Genomic DNA, 15,725 nt, shown 5'->3' with positions numbered 1-15,725 from the left:
CTGCCCAATTGTCGATAATCGCGCCTACTCAAAAGGGAAGCGCGTATCCAGATGACACAGGCAAAAAGCTATACAGCCACGGCAAAGTGGCTGCACTGGAGCATGGCGCTCATCTGGATTGCCGCCTGGCTGGTGGGAATCGTGGCCGTTCACTGGCGCGATGAATTAAACCCGCAGCATCAACTCACTTTTTTACACAAGGCGATGGCTAGCACCCTGCTGTTGCTTATCGTCCTACGTATCGCCTGGCGCCTGACCCATGCAGCGCCGGCGATGCCCGACACCATGACACCGATGGTCAAGCGTGCTGCGCTCATTGGCCACCTGTTGCTGTATATCGTGGCGCTAGTCGGACTGCCGATATCCGGCTGGTACTGGAGTTCGGTGGCGGACAAACCCATCCTGGTTGCCGGCTTATTCCTGCTACCGCCGCTGGTGGAGGCGGATAAGAGTCTCTATGACCTGGCAAAGGCAATTCATACCTACAGCGCGTGGTTATGCGGTGCTCTTGTGGGAGGGCATGTGATGGTGGCGCTGAAGCATCACTTTGTTGATAAGGACAAGGTACTGGCGGGGATGCTGCCGGGGCGCGTCGACTGATGTGGGAACGCCCCGGATACCTGGCCTCAACGAGGCCACTCCGTTCCTGATAAACTGATCGCCCTTCGCCTTCCCCGTCCAGATACTTCAATGCCCCTACAAATTGCATCAATGCCACTTTCCCGCCGGTTTTCGGTTGCGCCGATGATGGATTGGACCGACCGCCACTGCCGCTTTTTCCTACGCCTCCTCTCCAAGCACGCCCTGCTCTACACCGAAATGGTCACCACCGGCGCCATCCTCCGCGGTGACCACGAACGCTTCCTGCGTCACAACGAGGCCGAGCACCCACTGGCGTTGCAACTGGGCGGCAGTGTTCCAGCCGATTTGGCTGCCTGTGCCCGCATGGCCGAGGATGCAGGCTACGACGAAGTGAACCTGAACGTCGGCTGCCCCAGCGACCGGGTGCAGAACAATATGATCGGCGCGTGCCTGATGGGGCACCCCGCTCTGGTGGCGGACTGTGTAAAGGCGATGCGTGATGCGGTGTCGATTCCGGTGACGGTCAAGCACCGTATCGGGATTAATGGCCGGGATAGTTATGCCCAGTTGTGTGATTTCGTCGGGCAGGTGAAAGACGCGGGTTGCTCCAGTTTTACCGTGCATGCGCGGATTGCGATTCTGGAGGGGTTGTCGCCCAAGGAGAATCGGGACATTCCGCCGTTGCGTTATGACGTAGCGGCGCAATTGAAGCGGGATTTTGCCGAGTTGGAGATTATTCTCAATGGCGGGATCAAGACGCTGGAGCAATGCGAACAGCATTTGCAGGTGTTTGATGGGGTAATGCTGGGGCGTGAGGCTTATCACAATCCGTATTTGCTGGCAGAAGTGGATCAGCGGCTGTTTGACAGTACGGCGCCGGTGATCAGTCGGGCCGAGGCGTTGGCGAAGTTGCGGCCTTATATCGCCGAACACCTGGCCACTGGTGGGGCGATGCATCACATTACGCGGCATGTGTTGGGGTTGGGCACCGGTTTTTCGGGGGCTCGCAGGTTTCGGCAGTTGTTGTCGGTGGATATTCATAAGGCCAGCGATCCGTTGGCTTTGTTGGATCAGGCTGGGGCGTTGCTGGAGGGCCACTGACGGAGCCGGTCAGTCGGCTTATTGGACGACTGGGTCCAGCGCTATCGCGGGCCAGCCCCACATTTTGATCGCGGTGCAGGCGGAACCTGATGGCGATTCTGCCCTCCTATCTAGCAGCACGGCCGGTCATTCAAACGGCTGTTTTCAGGTTGTTGCCCTCGCAAACGATCGAACGCATTTGCGCCCTTGAGCGGCTAGCAACCCTCGGGTAATGTCATCAGACCCATAGGACAGAGCACGCCCATGACTTCCAAGCTGGAACAACTCAAGCAATTCACCACTGTAGTTGCCGACACCGGCGATTTTGAAGCTATCGCTCGCGTCAAGCCACAGGATGCCACCACCAACCCTTCCCTTTTGCTCAAGGCTGCGTCAATTCCAGGCTACGCCAAGTTGCTGGATGCCTGCGTGCAGGATTGCAACGGTGATGTGGGCCTGGCCAGTGACCGCTTTGCGGTGGCTGTGGGCCAGGAGATCCTGAAAGTGGTGCCAGGACGCATTTCCACCGAGGTGGATGCGCGCCTGTCGTTCGACACTGACGCGGTACTCAAGCGTGCGCATCGTCTGATCGACCTGTACGAAAAGGCAGGTATTGGCCGCGACCGCGTGCTGATCAAGATCGCGTCCACCTGGGAAGGCATTCGTGCCGCCGAGCAACTGGAAAAGGAAGGCATCCAGACCAACCTGACCCTGTTGTTCTCCTTCGCCCAGGCCGTGGCCTGCGCGGAAGCCGGGGTGTTCCTGATTTCACCGTTTGTCGGTCGTATCTACGACTGGTACAAAAAGGCCAACGGCAACGACTACATCGGCGCCGATGATCCAGGCGTGCAGTCGGTCACCCGCATCTACAACTACTACAAGGCCAATGGCTACAAGACTGTGGTGATGGGCGCGAGCTTCCGCAACCTGAGCCAGATCGAGGAGTTGGCCGGTTGCGACCGCCTGACCATCAGCCCGGACTTGCTGGAGAAGTTGGCGGCCGACAATGGCAAGCTCGAGCGCAAGTTGGCGCCAGGCCACGCCGGCGAACCTCGCGTGCATATGACCGAGGCGCAGTTCCGTTGGGAGTCCAACGAAGATGCGATGGCCACTGAGAAGCTGGCTGAGGGGATTCGTCAGTTTGCCCGGGATCAGGAGAAGCTGGAGGCGTTGTTGAGCGCCAAGCTGTAAAAAGCGAGCGCGGCAAAAAGGGCGGCATCTTTGAGATGCCGCCCTTTTTTGTACCCGCTCAATATGGGTGGTTGGGCTGGCGCTATCGCAGGCAAGCCAGCTCCTACATTTTGACCTTGCTCAACAGTGAGATCAGTGACGCTCCAGGGCGTTGACCAGGTCGTGAAATGCCTCGCGGTTGGATTCGTTCAGGCCCATCAGGATCTTGTGCGCTTCCAGCACCTTGAGCCGCACCACTTCCTCGGACTGGTCCTGGGAAGGCAAGTCGGTCAGGCATTCCGGACAGGGGATCGGGCGATCGACGATGTTGAACACCTGGTCGAAACCCATCGACTGCAACAGCCGGGTGATGTCTTCGTGTGTGGTGACGACGGTCGGCAGCAGTCCAACCTTCTGCCGCGACAGAATGGACAACTTGGCCAACAGCCCAAGGGTGGTGCTATCGATGCTGCGGGTTTCGGTCAGATCGATCACGATCGCCGAGAAATTCAAGGCTGTGAAAATCCGCTCAATCGTTGCATCCAGCGCCGAACACAAGGTCAGGCGCACTTCACCGACAAACTTCAGGACGAAGGTCCCGTCTTGCTCGGCGAATTGGATTCTTCCGGTACTCATCAAAGATTCCTGCTCAACACCAATAGGGCGATATCATCCGGCATCTCCCCTAGCGTGGCCAATCCAAAAACCTGCCGCAGGCCATCCAGGCTGCCGCCCGCCGACCTTACCCGTTGAGGCAAGGCGGCTTCTTTCTCTTTGAGTGTAGGCTCTGGAAGAAGGTCCAGGATGCCATCGGACATCAGCGTCAGGCTGAAGGCCGGTGGCAGTTCCAGGATGTGATCTTCATAGGTGGCTTCGTTGAACAAACCCACCGGCAGACCACGCCCTTCCAGATAACGCACACTGTCTGGAGTGTATAAAACCGGCAATGGCAGGTGACCGCCAATGCTGTAGGTCAAAAGACCCGTTTCTTCATCAATCACGCCGCCCACCATCGTCACGTGCTTGCCCAGCTTGCAGCTGATCAGACCCCGGTTGATGTGGCCCAGCACTTGCGAGGGAGTGAACTCCGGCAAAGTGCCGTTGCGCTTGGATTCGAACAACAGCCGTGTGGTCATGAACTTCAACAACACAGTTACGAATGCAGAAGATGCGCCGTGCCCGGAGACATCGGCCAGGTAGAACGCGACACGGCGCTCATCAACGCGAAAATAGTCGACAAAATCACCCGACAAATACAATGAAGGGATGATCTGGTGAGCAAATTGGAACTCGTCGATGCTCCACGGGCTGACCGGCAGCATGTTCATCTGCACCTGGCGACCGGCGTTCTGGTCTTCCTGGAGCAGGTTGAGGCTGGCTTCGAGTTCACGGTTGGCGGTTTCGAGCTTTTCGCGGTAGCGCTGGTTTTCCAGCAGCAGGCGGGCACGGTCCAGTGCACGGCGCACCGAGTGTTCCAGGACGGCCAGGTCTTCCAGGGGCTTGATCAGGTAATCGGCGGCGCCCAGGCGCAAGGCTTCCACGGCGTCGTTCATCACTCCGGCACCCGACACGACAATGACCGGCGTCTGCGGGGCAAGCTCGGTCACCTGGCGGATCAGCTCAAGGCCGCCCATCTGGGGCATGCGCAGGTCGCAGATCACCAGGTCGGGCTGGTCGCGCTCGAACACCTGGAGACCCTGAAGACCATTGCCGGCCTGCAGGACGCTGAAGCCACTGTCTTCCAAATAGGCCGCGAGGCTCGCGCGCACTACTTCGTCGTCATCGATTATCAGCAGCGTGGCACTGGTTTTTTGCATGTGGGCAAACGGCGCCAGAATTAGGTTGGCGTAGGCAGTCAGGCAATGGCCCGGCTCGCACTACTGGATTCGCTTTCTAGCCTCTCTGTCCTACAAAACATGAGCTGTTGGCCCACGCACAAAGGTAAAGCAGAGGTGCCCTTCTAAGGCGCAGACGGTACTCCCATCCGCCAGGGGTTTCAAGCTCATGCCGATGGTCGCTGGGCGTCTTTACATCGCAAATCACCGGGAGTTATAAGAACAGGCAAAACCACAACGCAATGGAAGGATGAAAGCTATGAGCGCAAATGAACGTGACTACGCAGAAAAGCGCGATTTCATCCGCATGCGGGTGGATGCGGACGTGTCGCTGATCCATGCCGGGCAAGAGATTGCCGGGGTCTGCCTGGACCTCTCCAGCTCTGGCATGCAGGTCCAGGCGCAGCATCCATTCAACGTTGGCGACCAACTGAAGGTGCGTATCGACTCAGAACACGCCGCGCTCAAGGGCCTTGAGGCAGACACCGAGGTGGTCTGGGCCAGGAAAGAAGGCGACGACCAACACCTGGGCCTGAAAATCCTCACGATGTACTGAAATCAATGCACACAAAAAAGGCGGCCTTAAGGGCCGCCTTTTTCATTCAAGGTTTAACCTTAAAAGTCATCCACTACATTGCCGTCCTTGACCTTGAACTCGCGGTTCTGCAGGTAGGCATTGCGAATAAAGGTGTATTTGTCGCCGTTGATCAGCTTTTCAGCCGACAGCAGGCTGGCGCGGGTATCGATGATATCCAGGCCCATGGCGCTGTTGCGCGTAGGAATGTCGTTCATGTAGCGGTACGGTTCGGTGTAGCTGTCGACATACTTGGACGGTGCATCACGCAGGGTGCTCGGGCCCAGCAGCGGCAGCATCACGTACGGACCGCTGCCCACGCCCCAGTAACCGAGGCTCTGGCCGAAGTCTTCATCGCTGCGCTGCAGCCCCATTTTGGTGCCGACATCAACCAAGCCCAGCACGCCAAACGTGGTGTTGACCAGCAAGCGCGCGGTATCGACACCGGCCTGATGCGGCTTGAGTTGCAGCACGTTGTTGGCCAGGTTGCCCACATCGCCGATATTGCGGAAGAAGTTGTGGATACCGTCTTCGACAAATTGCGGGGTGATGAACTGGTAGCCCTGGGCCAATGGCTTCAGTGCATAGGTATCAACGGTGTCGTTGAACGTGAAGATCGGGCGGTTGATGCTCTCCCACGGATCTTCTTCTGCGGCCTGGGCGGCGAAAGGCACCAGCAGGACACTGGCACATACCGATAGTTGAGCAAGACACTGGCTCCAGCGCATAGCTTGAACTCCTTGAATGATCTGTCATGGGCGCTATGCCCTGAATAAGGCGGCAGTATATGACGGAAGTGTAGGATTAGGCAGCTTGACGGAATTGTCATTCAGAAAATGTACAAATTCCCTACAATCTCATCAGGTGTCATCTGCCTGTCACGGACCTCCGATAGCGTCACAGCTATTTTCAGGGACGTCGAAATGCCCCACCCCCAGATCGTTGCAGACAACGCCCCTTCCCTGACCGCCGTGTTGTTTGGGCTCAGTGGTTGCCTGGTGGACTTCGGTTCCACGGCCCACGCCAACACCATCCCCGCAGCCGAAACCCTGGCCACCCCTGGTGCCCTGAATATCCTGCAATGGCTCAACACCCAAGGCACCCCCTGCGCCTGGCTGGATGAGTTGCCTTGCGCCGTCACCACCCCGCTGGCCGCAGCCCTGCCCGGCTGGGTGCATGGCTGCCGCCCTGCGACCGCCCCCTGGCCTGCGCCCCATGCCTGCTGGCAAGCGTTGATGGAGTTGAACATCGCACACCTGGATGGCTGCGTGCTGGTCAGTGGCGAGCCGCGGCTGCTGCAATCAGGGCTCAACGCTGGGCTCTGGACAATTGGCCTGGCGTCCTGCGGCTCCCTCTGCGGGCTCTCCCCTGGCCAATGGCAAGCGCTGGACGAACAGGCACGCGAACACAAGCGCGCCAAGGCCACCGTCGCGCTATATGGGCTTGGCGTGCACTCGGTGATTGATCACCTGGGTGAACTGGGCACCTGCCTGGCGGACATCGGCCTGCGCCGGCTCAAAGGCGAGAAGCCCTGATCAAGATCATGCACAGTCGCCGCCAGTGGATTAATCTACAGGTCGTCCCGTAGACCTTTCTCGGCGTGCCGTGGTCTATGCCAGTGCCTATTGATAAAAGGAAGAACGCCATGCCTGCCCGCGAAAAACTGCAAGAACAGGTTTCCATCCTGCGCGAGCAATTGAACCAGGACCCGCCTCTGTCGCTGGAAAAACGCGAAGCGCTGGAAGCGTTGATTGCCAAGTTTGAAGTGCAACTGGAACTAGAACCTGCCACTCAGAACCCCAGCCTTGCCGACGGTGTCAACCTGGCTGTAGAACGCTTCGAGCTGGAGCATCCGGGCATAGCCGGGACATTGCGCAATATTGTGGTGACCCTGGGCAATATCGGGATCTAATCCGCATCCAGGCCAAACCCAGAACCAAAAAATGTGGGAGCGGGCTTGCTCGCGATAACGGAGTGCCAGTCACCGAAGATATTGACTGAAACACCGCTATCGCGAGCAAGCCCGCTCCCACATTTGTGTGGTGTAAAGCTTACTGGCGAGCCAGGCGCAGGTTCTGGAACTGCACAGCCTCGGTACTGCGATAGGGGTTGATATCCAACCCACCGCGACGCACATACCGCGCATACACCGTCAACTTCTGCGGCTTGAGCAACCGCTGCAGGTCGAGAAAGATCCGCTCCACGCACTGCTCATGAAAGTCCGAGTGCTGGCGGAAGCTCACCAGGTATGCCAACAGGCTCGCATGGTCCAGCGCCGCGCCACGGTATTCCACCGCCACGCTGCCCCAGTCCGGCTGGCTGGTCACCGGGCAGTTGGATTTGAGCAGGTGGCTGTGCACGCTCTCCTCCACCACACGGGAATCATCGCAACGCAGCAATTCCGGACGCGGATGCTCGTAGTTGCTGACACTGATATCCAGGTCATCGATGCACACCCCCGGCAGGCGCACCACGCCTTCATCTTCCACCTCGGCCAGGCTGCGGATGCGCACACCCACGGGTTTGCCGGCCGCCGCGCTCAAGTCGGCACGCAAGGTCGCCTCAAGGTTGGACACATCGGCAAACGGCGTCTGGTTCAACGAGTTGAGGTAGAGCTTGAAGGACTTTGACTCGATGATGTTCGGCGAGTCAGCCGGGATGCTGAACTCACCGATAGCCACCACCGGCTTGCCAGACGGCAGCAGCCAGGACAGTTCAAAACAGTTCCAGAAATCCACGCCCTTGTAAGGCAGCGTCTGGGCGGTGAGGCCCAGCTCGGCCCATTTGGCGGCGCGAGGGATAGGGAACAGCAATGAAGGGGTGTAAGTGGAGATGTATTCACTGGACTTGCCCAGCGGCGAATGTTCGGCTGCGGGATGCATGGCGGAAACCTGGCTAAATAAACCCCGCCAGTCTACCAGCCTTTGCTCCCGGCCTTAACCCGCGCGTCAGGGGGCAACAGTCAGCTTGCCGACCATCCCCGCCTGGTAATGCCCGGGGAGGTTGCAAGCGAACTCCAGGGCCCCAGCCTTGCTGAAGGTCCAGGTCAATTGCGCGGTCTTGCCTGGCTCCACCAGCACGCTGTTGGGATCGTCATGCTTCATGCCACCCATATCACCATGGCCCATCGCCGCGTGATCCATCTGGCCCATGCCGGTGGAGGTCAACATGCCACTGGCTTGCATCTTGAGCATTTCTTTCTGGTGATCGGCATGCATGCTTGCGTCACCCAGGTTGAACTCATGCAGCAACTGTCCCTTGTTGACCAGCACAAAGCGCACCGTCTCACCGGCCTTTACATCAAGTGAGGTGGGTGCAAAGGAAATATCCTGCAGCACCACTTCCACCGTACGAGTGGCCTTGGTCGCCGGCGCCGCCTCGCCAAAGGCAAACGTGTGAGCGCCATCGGCCAGCGCCGGGACGCTCAACATCATCAAGCAACCTGCCAGCCACCCAGATTTACGCAAAAACATGTTTATCCTCCAAAGGTATAAGACCAGCCTGTGGGACACTCTAATAATGCACCGCTGCCAGTTACCTGACTGCTAGATTACAACTTTGTCAGGTTGCGCCAGCCCACCGGCGCACACGGTATAAAGCCCGCTGCTACCCCGCCATGAGTTGCCTATGAAACTGCTGATCGTCGAAGACCAACCCAAAACCGGCCAATACCTGCGCCAGGGCCTGGCCGAAGCCGGGTTCAATACCGAACTGGTGGCCGACGGCACCACCGGCCAGCACTTGGCGCTGACAGGTGACTACGACTTGCTGATTCTCGATGTGATGCTGCCGGGCCGCAGCGGCTGGCAGATCCTGCAGGCGGTGCGCAGTGCCGGCCTGGAAATCCCGGTGCTGTTCCTGACGGCACGGGATGCGGTGGAAGATCGGGTCCACGGCCTGGAGTTGGGCGCTGACGACTATCTGGTCAAGCCATTCGCGTTCTCCGAACTGCTGGCCCGGGTGCGCAGCCTGTTGCGCCGCGGCAGCAGCACACCCCAGGAAACCAACCTGCACCTGGCCGACCTGCGCCTGGACCTGATCCGGCGCCGCGTGGAGCGCAGCGGCCAGCGTATCGACCTCACCGCCAAGGAGTTCGCCCTGCTGGAAATGCTCCTGCGCCGCCAGGGCGAAGTGTTGCCCAAGTCGCTGATCGCCTCCCAGGTCTGGGACATGAATTTCGACAGCGACACCAATATCATCGAAGTGGCCATCCGCCGCCTGCGCTTGAAGATCGATGACGGCTTCCCCAACAAGCTGATCCACACCGTGCGCGGCATGGGCTATGTGCTGGAAGAGCGGTTCAGTTGATGAAACGCCTCTCCCTGGCCAGCCGCCTGGCCCTGCTGTTTGCCGGCTGCACCGCCGTGGTCTCGCTGCTGGCAGGCGTATTGTTCAGCCAGGCCAGCGAAAAGCACTTCATCGAACTCGACCAGCAATTGCTCGACAGCAAGCTGCTGGCCCTGCGCAGTGCCCTGCAAGGCGCCGACACCCCGGCGCTGTTCGCCCAACGCGTGGCGGCACTGACAGACGAACTGAGCCATCAACCGGACCTGGCCGTGCGCGTCAACGCCGCCGACGGCCAGCGCTGGTTTGACAGCGCGCCGCGCATCCCCGTCGACCTGCCCACCGCGCCCGGCCTGCACAGCCTGCAAAGCGCCGGCACCAGCTACCGGGTGTACAACGCTGCGTTGAACCCCGCCCAGCCCGGTTCTGCGCAGTTGGTCCTGATGCTCGACATCACCCATCACCAGCACTTCCTGCAACGCATGCAACACCTGATCTGGCTGACAGTCGGCCTGTCCGCCCTGGCGACCGCGCTCCTTGGCGCCTGGGCCGCGCGCAGCGGGCTGCGGCCCCTGCGGCGAATGACCGAAGTGGCCAGCAATATCCGCGCTCACTCCCTGACCCAGCGCCTGCCCCAGGAACAGATGCCCGCCGAACTGGCGGAACTGGCCCAGGCCTTCAATGCGATGTTTGGCCGCCTCGATGATGCGTTCCAGCGGCTATCGGCGTTCTCTGCCGATATCGCCCACGAACTGCGCACACCGTTATCCAACCTGCTGACCCAGACCCAGGTGATCCTCACCCAACCCCGGCCGCTGGAAGACTACCGCGAAGCGCTGCACAGCAATCTGGAAGAGCTGCAATGGATGGCCCAACTGGTCAACGACATGCTGTACCTGGCCAAGGCCGACCACGGTTTGCTCAACCCCAAACGCGAACCCCTGGCCCTGGCCGACGAGGTGGATGCGTTGCTGGAGTTCTTCGCGCCGTTGGCCGAGGACGCCCAGGTCAACCTGCTGCGCGACGGCAGCGCCAGTGCCGCCGGTGACCGCAGCATGCTGCGCCGGGCGTTTTCCAATCTGTTGGACAACGCCGTGCGCTTTACCCCGCCGGGTGGCGAAGTACGAGTGAGGATCAGCGAAAACGCCCAGGGCGTGACACTGAGTGTGGAAAACACCGGGACCGGGATTCCCCAAGGGCTGCTGCCCAAGCTGTTTGACCGGTTCTACCGCGCAGATCCGGCACGGCACGAAGGCAGCAGTGAGCATGCGGGGCTGGGGTTGGCGATTACCCAGTCGATTGTGCGGGCGCATGGGGGGAGGATTTTCTGTGAATCACAACCGGGGTGGACGCGGTTTGTGATTGAGTTGCCACAGGGGGGTTGAAGCAAGCTGGGCGGGCCTCATCGCGGGCAAGCCCGCTCCCACATGTTGATTTGCGAGCACCGTCAAATGTGGGAGCTGGCTTGCCTGCGATAGCGATCTCAAGACCTACGAATATCTCAGGGCATGCGCCGGCTCGATCTTCGCCGCCCGATACGCCGGGTAGATCGTCGCCAAAAAGCTCAACACAAACCCCGCGCTGCAAATCAGCAGCACATCGCCACCTTGCAGCTCCGATGGCAGGTTGCTGACGAAATACACGTCCGAACTGAAGATATGCTGCCCGGTCACACGCTCCATCCAGCCCACCAGCTCACTGACGTTGAGCGCGGCTATCACCCCCAGCACGCCGCCAATCAGAGTGCCGACGATACCGATCACCGTGCCCTGGACCATGAAGATCGCCATGATCTGCCGTGGCGTGGCACCGATAGTGCGCAGGATCGCGATGTCCGCGCCCTTGTCGTTCACCACCATGATCAGCGTGGCGATGATATTGAAGGCCGCGACGGCGACGATCATCAGCAGCAACAGGCCGATCATGGTCTTTTCCATCTTCATCGCGCTGAACAGGCTGCCCTGGGTATGGGTCCAGTCATCAGCCTTGTAGGCCGCACCCAGCCCACTGGCGATGTCTGCCGAAACCTTGGGCGCCGCATACAGGTCCTTGACCGCCAGGCGCACGCTTTGCACCTGGTTGGGCTGCCAACGCAGCATCTGCGCGGCATCGGCGACGTGGATCAGGGCCATCGAGCCGTCCAGCTCGGCACCGACCTTGAACACACCGACCACATTCAAACGCTGCATACGCGGGGTAATGCCGCCGGGAGCCGTGCTGATTTCCGGGACGATCAATGTCAGCTTGTCACCCACATTCAGGCGGAAACGGCGTGCGGTGATTTCCCCGATCACCACGCCGAACTCACCCGGTTGCAGGTCTGCCAGGTTCCCCCGGACGATATGCTGGGTGACGATGGAGACCTTGCCTTCCTGCGCCGGGTCGATCCCGCTGATCTGGATCGGCTGCATCGAACCCTTGTAGGACAGCATGCCCTCCATCTCGGTGAACGGCACGGCGGCGGTCACTTCGGGGTTTTTCAGGGCGGCGGCGGCCACGGGCTGCCAGTCGCTGATCGGGTTTACGCCGACGATGGTGGCGTGCGGCACCATGCCCAGAATGCGTGAACTCATTTCCCGCTGGAAACCGTTCATCACCGACAACACCACGATCATCGCCAGCACGCCCAGGGCGAGGCCGATCATCGAGGTCATCGAAATAAACGAGACAAAACGGTTGCGGCGCTTGGCGCGGGTATAGCGCGCGCCGATAAAAATCGATAACGGTCTGAACATTCGCTTGCACCGCCTGAAAAAAAAGAAAACCCAGGCACAGGCGCCCGGGCTTGAAACAGGTCAGATGGCGACCAAATGACCTTCCTGCAGGTGCAACACGCGGTCCATCTGCCGGGCCATGCTCATGTCATGGGTCACCACCAGGAACGCGGTGCGCATCTGGGTGCTCAGCTCCAGCATCAAGTCCTTGATGCCCTGGGCGGTGTGGGAGTCGAGGTTGCCGGTCGGCTCGTCGAGCATCACCAGGCCTGGGTTGTTCACCAGGGCGCGGGCAATCGCCACACGCTGGCGCTCGCCACCGGACAACTCTGAAGGCTTGTGCTCCAGGCGATGGCCAAGGCCGACGCGCTCCAGTAACGCCGTGGCACGCTGGCGCGCCTGCGGGATCGCGGTCTTGCCGATCAAGAGCGGCATGCACACGTTTTCCAGGGCGGTGAACTCTGGCAGCAAATGGTGGAACTGGTACACAAAGCCCAGGGAGCGGTTGCGCAACTGGCCACGGGCCTTCTCGTTCAACGCCGAGAGCTCTTCACCGGCCAGCCACACGCTGCCGTGGGACGGCGTATCAAGGCCGCCCAACAGATTGAGCAAGGTACTTTTGCCGGAGCCGGAACTGCCGACGATCGCCACGCGCTCGCCGGGATGCAGTTCCAGTTGCAGGTTGGACAGCACCACTACCGATTCCGGGCCTTCCTCGTAGGATTTGCCCAGGTTGCGGCAGCTCAGGATTGCTTTTTCACTCATGCCCGATTCACTCATAGCGTAAAGCCTGCGCCGGCTGGGTACGTGCCGCGCGCCAGGCTGGATATAGGGTGGCAAGGAAACTCAGGACCAACGCGGCGCCGCCGACCATCAGCACATCCTGGCTCTGCACCTGGGATGGCAAATAGTCGATGAAGTAGACGTCGGCGTTGAGAAACTTGTGGCCGATCAGGGTTTCGACGCCGGCGATGGCGGCGCTGACGTTCAGCGCGGCAAAAATCCCCACCGCCGTACCGATCAAGGTGCCGACCACGCCAATCACCGTGCCCTGGACCATGAAAATCGCCATGATCTGCCCCGGCGTGGCGCCAAGGGTACGCAGGATGGCGATATCGCCCTTCTTGTCGTTCACCACCATCACCAGGGTGGAGATGATGTTGAACGCGGCCACGGCGACAATCAGCAGCAACAACAGGCCGATCATGGCTTTTTCCATGCGGATCGCCTGGTACAGGTTGCCGTGGGTACGGGTCCAGTCGCGGGCGTAGTACTGGCTTTCACCCAGGTGCTGGGCAATTTCCCAAGCGCCGCGCGGCGCTTCGAACAAGTCGTTGAATTTCAGGCGCAGGCCCTGCACCTGGTCCGGCTTCCAGCGATGCAGGCGGGCCAGGTCGGTGAGGTTGGTCAGGCCGAGGAAGCCATCGATCTCGCCGGCGCCGACATGAAAAATGCCGACCACGGTAAAGCGCTTCATGCGCGGGAACATCCCGGCCGGGGTCACCGTGACCTCGGGGGCGACAAACGTCAGCTTGTCGCCGATAGCCACGCCCAGCTTGGCTGCCGCCCGGTCGCCAATCACGATGCCGAAGCTGCCAGGCGTAAGGGCATCGAGTTGGCCCTGCTGCATGAACTGGTCAATGATCGAGACCTTGCGCTCCTGCGCCGGGTCGATGGCATTGAGCAGGACTTTCTGCACCTTGCCGTCGTTGGTCAGCAGGCCCTGCATCTGGGTAAATGGCGCGACGGCCAGCACCTTGGGGTTCTGCTTGACCTTGTCGGCCAGGCCTTGCCAGTCACCCAGGGGCTCGCCGGACTCGATGGTCGCGTGGGGCACCATGCCCAGCACGCGGGTGCGCATCTCATGATCGAAGCCATTCATCACCGATAGCACCACGATCATCACGACAACGCCCAGGGCGAGTCCGATCATGGAGGTCAGGGAAATGAACGACACAAAATGATTGCGACGCTTTGCACGGGTATAACGCGTGCCGATAAATACGAAGAGAGGTCTGAACATGTCGGGGCTTGTTCGGAGGAAAAGAAGACGTCCCGGTGGCGGGGTCTGGTAAGCAGCTTTACACTCAGACCATTACCGTTACCTGGGGTTCGCCATGACGACATTAGATGAAGAAGATCGCCGCGAATACTACCGTATCGACGACATGATCGCACTCCAAATCAAAAGCCTGTCGGCCCCGCAAGCGGCGAGCAAGGAAGTGTTGCTGGATGATTCCCCGCTGTTCAACCTGCTCAGTGAACTGCACCTGAGCGAATTCGAGTCCCAGCACCTGCTGCGCCAGCTCGGCGAGCGCGACCGCACCCTCGCCGCCTTCCTCAAGGTGCAGAACAAACGCATGGACCTGCTCAGCCAAGTCATGGCGCAAAGCCTGCTGGGCGAAATCGGTGCGCCGCAGCCGGTGATCATTTCCGAAGGCGGTATCGACTTCCAGCACCCCACGGTGCTCGCGCCGGGCAGCCACCTGGCAGTCAAGCTGGTACTGATGCCCCAGGCGCTGGGCCTGTTGTTACGGGCCAAGGTCACCCACTGCGATCCAAAGGGCGATGGTTTTGACGTAGGCACCGAATTCGAATCCATGACCGACGCCCAGCGCCAGTTGCTGGCGCGCTATATATTGCAAAAACAGGCCCAGGAACGGCGCCTGGCCCGGGAACAAAGCGACGGCCAAGACACCTGATTTGATATTTATCCAGCCATACACCTGGCGAAAAGGAGCAACTGTGACCCTGATTTATGGCCACCGCGGCGCTAAAGGCGAAGCACCGGAAAACACCCTGACCAGCTTCCAGCAATGCCTCAAGCACGGCGTGCGCCGTTGCGAGCTGGACTTGCACCTGTCCATGGACGGCGAGCTGATGGTAATCCACGACCCAACCCTCAAGCGTACCGCCGACCGGCGCGGCAAGGTGGTGGAATATGCCGCCGCCGACCTGGTGAAGATGGACGCGCGCAACGGCGGCCCGGGCTGGGTCAGCCCCTGCCCGATCCCGCGCCTGGAAGAGCTGTTCGAGAAGTGCGACTTCGATCACTGGCAACTGGAAGTCAAGAGCGCCTCGCGCACCCGCGCCGCGACCACTGTGCTGGCGATCCGCGAAATGGCCCAGCGTTTTGGTCTGCTGGACAAGGTCACCGTGACCTCAAGCTCGCGGGAAGTGTTGAAGGCTGCCCTGGAGTTGACGCCGGACCTGTCCCGTGGACTGGTGGCCGAATACGCCTGGCTCGACCCGCTGAAGGTCGCGCAGAACTATGGCTGTGAGATTTTGGCGTTGAACTGGACGTTGTGTACCCCTGAACGCCTGGCCAAGGCCCAGCGCCAGGGGTTGCACGTGTCCGTGTGGACGGTCAACGAACCCGCGCTGATGCGCAGGCTCGCCGACTTCGGCGTAGATAGCCTGATTACAGACTTTCCCGGTTTGGCCACTGCCACTCTCGGGAATTACTGAAATCGGTCTCCCCGGCCG

18 protein-coding genes are annotated in these 15,725 nt (G+C 60.3%); 10 read left to right on the top strand and 8 right to left on the bottom strand.

Features of this window, described 5'->3' with window-relative positions; all coding sequences use genetic code 11:
- Nucleotides 1-51 precede the first annotated feature (51 nt).
- The 3 genes from ACSSVH_RS08000 to tal all read left to right on the top strand — a co-directional run bounded on the left by ACSSVH_RS08000 (nt 52) and on the right by tal (nt 2,853).
- Nucleotides 52-600, top strand: coding sequence for a cytochrome b (locus tag ACSSVH_RS08000; protein WP_170057761.1), 549 nt, complete (start codon nt 52-54; stop codon nt 598-600).
- A 90-nt stretch (nt 601-690) separates the two neighbouring features.
- Nucleotides 691-1,683 carry a tRNA dihydrouridine(20/20a) synthase DusA gene (dusA, locus tag ACSSVH_RS07995; protein WP_492634317.1) on the top strand — a complete coding sequence of 331 codons (993 nt, stop codon included), beginning with the start codon at nt 691-693 and terminating at the stop codon, nt 1,681-1,683.
- Nucleotides 1,684-1,926: 243 nt separating this feature from the next.
- Complete coding sequence (tal, locus tag ACSSVH_RS07990) at nt 1,927-2,853, top strand: transaldolase (protein ID WP_169954162.1); 927 nt, start codon at nt 1,927-1,929, stop codon at nt 2,851-2,853.
- Between the two features lie 132 nt (nt 2,854-2,985).
- Here the strand turns inward: tal and rssC are convergent, their stop codons facing one another.
- Both rssC and rssB read right to left on the bottom strand, forming a co-directional pair.
- Nucleotides 2,986-3,468 (bottom strand): anti-sigma factor antagonist RssC, encoded by a 483-nt coding sequence (rssC, locus tag ACSSVH_RS07985; protein WP_029293846.1) that lies wholly within the window; start codon nt 3,466-3,468, stop codon nt 2,986-2,988.
- Nucleotides 3,468-4,649, bottom strand: coding sequence for a two-component system response regulator RssB (rssB, locus tag ACSSVH_RS07980; protein WP_032863287.1), 1,182 nt, complete (start codon nt 4,647-4,649; stop codon nt 3,468-3,470). Before rssB ends, rssC begins: the two co-directional genes overlap by 1 nt.
- A gap of 277 nt (nt 4,650-4,926) precedes the next feature.
- Between rssB and ACSSVH_RS07975 the strand changes: the two genes are divergently transcribed.
- Nucleotides 4,927-5,223 (top strand): PilZ domain-containing protein, encoded by a 297-nt coding sequence (locus ACSSVH_RS07975; RefSeq protein ID WP_169954163.1) that lies wholly within the window; start codon nt 4,927-4,929, stop codon nt 5,221-5,223.
- A gap of 59 nt (nt 5,224-5,282) precedes the next feature.
- Here the strand turns inward: ACSSVH_RS07975 and ACSSVH_RS07970 are convergent, their stop codons facing one another.
- Entirely contained in the window at nt 5,283-5,969 is a 687-nt protein-coding gene (locus ACSSVH_RS07970; RefSeq protein WP_492634316.1) for an MlaA family lipoprotein, read from the bottom strand.
- A gap of 195 nt (nt 5,970-6,164) precedes the next feature.
- Between ACSSVH_RS07970 and pcrP the strand changes: the two genes are divergently transcribed.
- Nucleotides 6,165-6,776, top strand: a complete 612-nt coding sequence (gene pcrP, locus ACSSVH_RS07965; protein WP_169954165.1) for an HAD superfamily inactivated hydrolase PcrP — start codon at nt 6,165-6,167, stop codon at nt 6,774-6,776.
- Between the two features lie 110 nt (nt 6,777-6,886).
- Nucleotides 6,887-7,153, top strand: a complete 267-nt coding sequence (locus ACSSVH_RS07960; protein ID WP_076961288.1) for a DUF4404 family protein — start codon at nt 6,887-6,889, stop codon at nt 7,151-7,153.
- A gap of 139 nt (nt 7,154-7,292) precedes the next feature.
- On the opposite strand, the gene queF is transcribed toward ACSSVH_RS07960, so the two are convergent.
- Nucleotides 7,293-8,123 carry an NADPH-dependent 7-cyano-7-deazaguanine reductase QueF gene (gene queF / locus ACSSVH_RS07955; protein ID WP_169954166.1) on the bottom strand — a complete coding sequence of 277 codons (831 nt, stop codon included), beginning with the start codon at nt 8,121-8,123 and terminating at the stop codon, nt 7,293-7,295.
- Between the two features lie 66 nt (nt 8,124-8,189).
- Nucleotides 8,190-8,714, bottom strand: a complete 525-nt coding sequence (gene copI / locus ACSSVH_RS07950; protein ID WP_172313154.1) for a copper-resistant cuproprotein CopI — start codon at nt 8,712-8,714, stop codon at nt 8,190-8,192.
- A gap of 154 nt (nt 8,715-8,868) precedes the next feature.
- Between copI and ACSSVH_RS07945 the strand changes: the two genes are divergently transcribed.
- Together ACSSVH_RS07945 and ACSSVH_RS07940 are read left to right on the top strand one after the other, a co-directional pair.
- Nucleotides 8,869-9,549 (top strand): heavy metal response regulator transcription factor, encoded by a 681-nt coding sequence (locus tag ACSSVH_RS07945; RefSeq protein WP_169954168.1) that lies wholly within the window; start codon nt 8,869-8,871, stop codon nt 9,547-9,549.
- Entirely contained in the window at nt 9,549-10,910 is a 1,362-nt protein-coding gene (locus ACSSVH_RS07940; protein ID WP_492634315.1) for a heavy metal sensor histidine kinase, read from the top strand. Before ACSSVH_RS07945 ends, ACSSVH_RS07940 begins: the two co-directional genes overlap by 1 nt.
- Before the next feature lie 105 nt (nt 10,911-11,015).
- On the opposite strand, the gene ACSSVH_RS07935 is transcribed toward ACSSVH_RS07940, so the two are convergent.
- From ACSSVH_RS07935 to ACSSVH_RS07925, 3 genes are read right to left on the bottom strand one after another with little or no spacing between them, the layout of a single operon-like run.
- Nucleotides 11,016-12,260 (bottom strand): lipoprotein-releasing ABC transporter permease subunit, encoded by a 1,245-nt coding sequence (locus tag ACSSVH_RS07935; RefSeq protein ID WP_170057757.1) that lies wholly within the window; start codon nt 12,258-12,260, stop codon nt 11,016-11,018.
- Nucleotides 12,261-12,320: 60 nt separating this feature from the next.
- On the bottom strand, nt 12,321-13,004 hold the full coding sequence (lolD, locus tag ACSSVH_RS07930; RefSeq protein WP_169954171.1) for a lipoprotein-releasing ABC transporter ATP-binding protein LolD: 684 nt from the start codon (nt 13,002-13,004) through the stop codon (nt 12,321-12,323).
- A gap of 7 nt (nt 13,005-13,011) precedes the next feature.
- Nucleotides 13,012-14,262, bottom strand: a complete 1,251-nt coding sequence (locus ACSSVH_RS07925) for a lipoprotein-releasing ABC transporter permease subunit (protein WP_169954172.1) — start codon at nt 14,260-14,262, stop codon at nt 13,012-13,014.
- A 94-nt stretch (nt 14,263-14,356) separates the two neighbouring features.
- On the opposite strand from ACSSVH_RS07925, the gene ACSSVH_RS07920 reads away from it, so the two are divergent.
- Both ACSSVH_RS07920 and ACSSVH_RS07915 read left to right on the top strand, forming a co-directional pair.
- On the top strand, nt 14,357-14,941 hold the full coding sequence (locus ACSSVH_RS07920; protein WP_170043346.1) for a PilZ domain-containing protein: 585 nt from the start codon (nt 14,357-14,359) through the stop codon (nt 14,939-14,941).
- 43 nt (nt 14,942-14,984) lie between these two features.
- Entirely contained in the window at nt 14,985-15,707 is a 723-nt protein-coding gene (locus tag ACSSVH_RS07915) for a glycerophosphodiester phosphodiesterase family protein (protein ID WP_169954174.1), read from the top strand.
- Nucleotides 15,708-15,725 lie beyond the last annotated feature (18 nt).

The organism is Pseudomonas sp. HC1(2025), assembly GCF_058742075.1.
The sequence above is the reverse complement of the archived record's forward strand: the minus strand, read 5'-3'. Positions and strand labels throughout refer to the sequence as shown.

Coding starts and splice junctions, on each gene's coding strand:
- ACSSVH_RS08000 (WP_170057761.1), top strand. CDS start 52: ATGACACAGGCAAAAAGCTATACAGCCACGGCAAAGTGGCTGCACTGG.
- dusA (WP_492634317.1), top strand. CDS start 691: ATGCCCCTACAAATTGCATCAATGCCACTTTCCCGCCGGTTTTCGGTT.
- tal (WP_169954162.1), top strand. CDS start 1,927: ATGACTTCCAAGCTGGAACAACTCAAGCAATTCACCACTGTAGTTGCC.
- rssC (WP_029293846.1), bottom strand. CDS start 3,468: ATGAGTACCGGAAGAATCCAATTCGCCGAGCAAGACGGGACCTTCGTC.
- rssB (WP_032863287.1), bottom strand. CDS start 4,649: ATGCAAAAAACCAGTGCCACGCTGCTGATAATCGATGACGACGAAGTA.
- ACSSVH_RS07975 (WP_169954163.1), top strand. CDS start 4,927: ATGAGCGCAAATGAACGTGACTACGCAGAAAAGCGCGATTTCATCCGC.
- ACSSVH_RS07970 (WP_492634316.1), bottom strand. CDS start 5,969: ATGCGCTGGAGCCAGTGTCTTGCTCAACTATCGGTATGTGCCAGTGTC.
- pcrP (WP_169954165.1), top strand. CDS start 6,165: ATGCCCCACCCCCAGATCGTTGCAGACAACGCCCCTTCCCTGACCGCC.
- ACSSVH_RS07960 (WP_076961288.1), top strand. CDS start 6,887: ATGCCTGCCCGCGAAAAACTGCAAGAACAGGTTTCCATCCTGCGCGAG.
- queF (WP_169954166.1), bottom strand. CDS start 8,123: ATGCATCCCGCAGCCGAACATTCGCCGCTGGGCAAGTCCAGTGAATAC.
- copI (WP_172313154.1), bottom strand. CDS start 8,714: ATGTTTTTGCGTAAATCTGGGTGGCTGGCAGGTTGCTTGATGATGTTG.
- ACSSVH_RS07945 (WP_169954168.1), top strand. CDS start 8,869: ATGAAACTGCTGATCGTCGAAGACCAACCCAAAACCGGCCAATACCTG.
- ACSSVH_RS07940 (WP_492634315.1), top strand. CDS start 9,549: ATGAAACGCCTCTCCCTGGCCAGCCGCCTGGCCCTGCTGTTTGCCGGC.
- ACSSVH_RS07935 (WP_170057757.1), bottom strand. CDS start 12,260: ATGTTCAGACCGTTATCGATTTTTATCGGCGCGCGCTATACCCGCGCC.
- lolD (WP_169954171.1), bottom strand. CDS start 13,004: ATGAGTGAAAAAGCAATCCTGAGCTGCCGCAACCTGGGCAAATCCTAC.
- ACSSVH_RS07925 (WP_169954172.1), bottom strand. CDS start 14,262: ATGTTCAGACCTCTCTTCGTATTTATCGGCACGCGTTATACCCGTGCA.
- ACSSVH_RS07920 (WP_170043346.1), top strand. CDS start 14,357: ATGACGACATTAGATGAAGAAGATCGCCGCGAATACTACCGTATCGAC.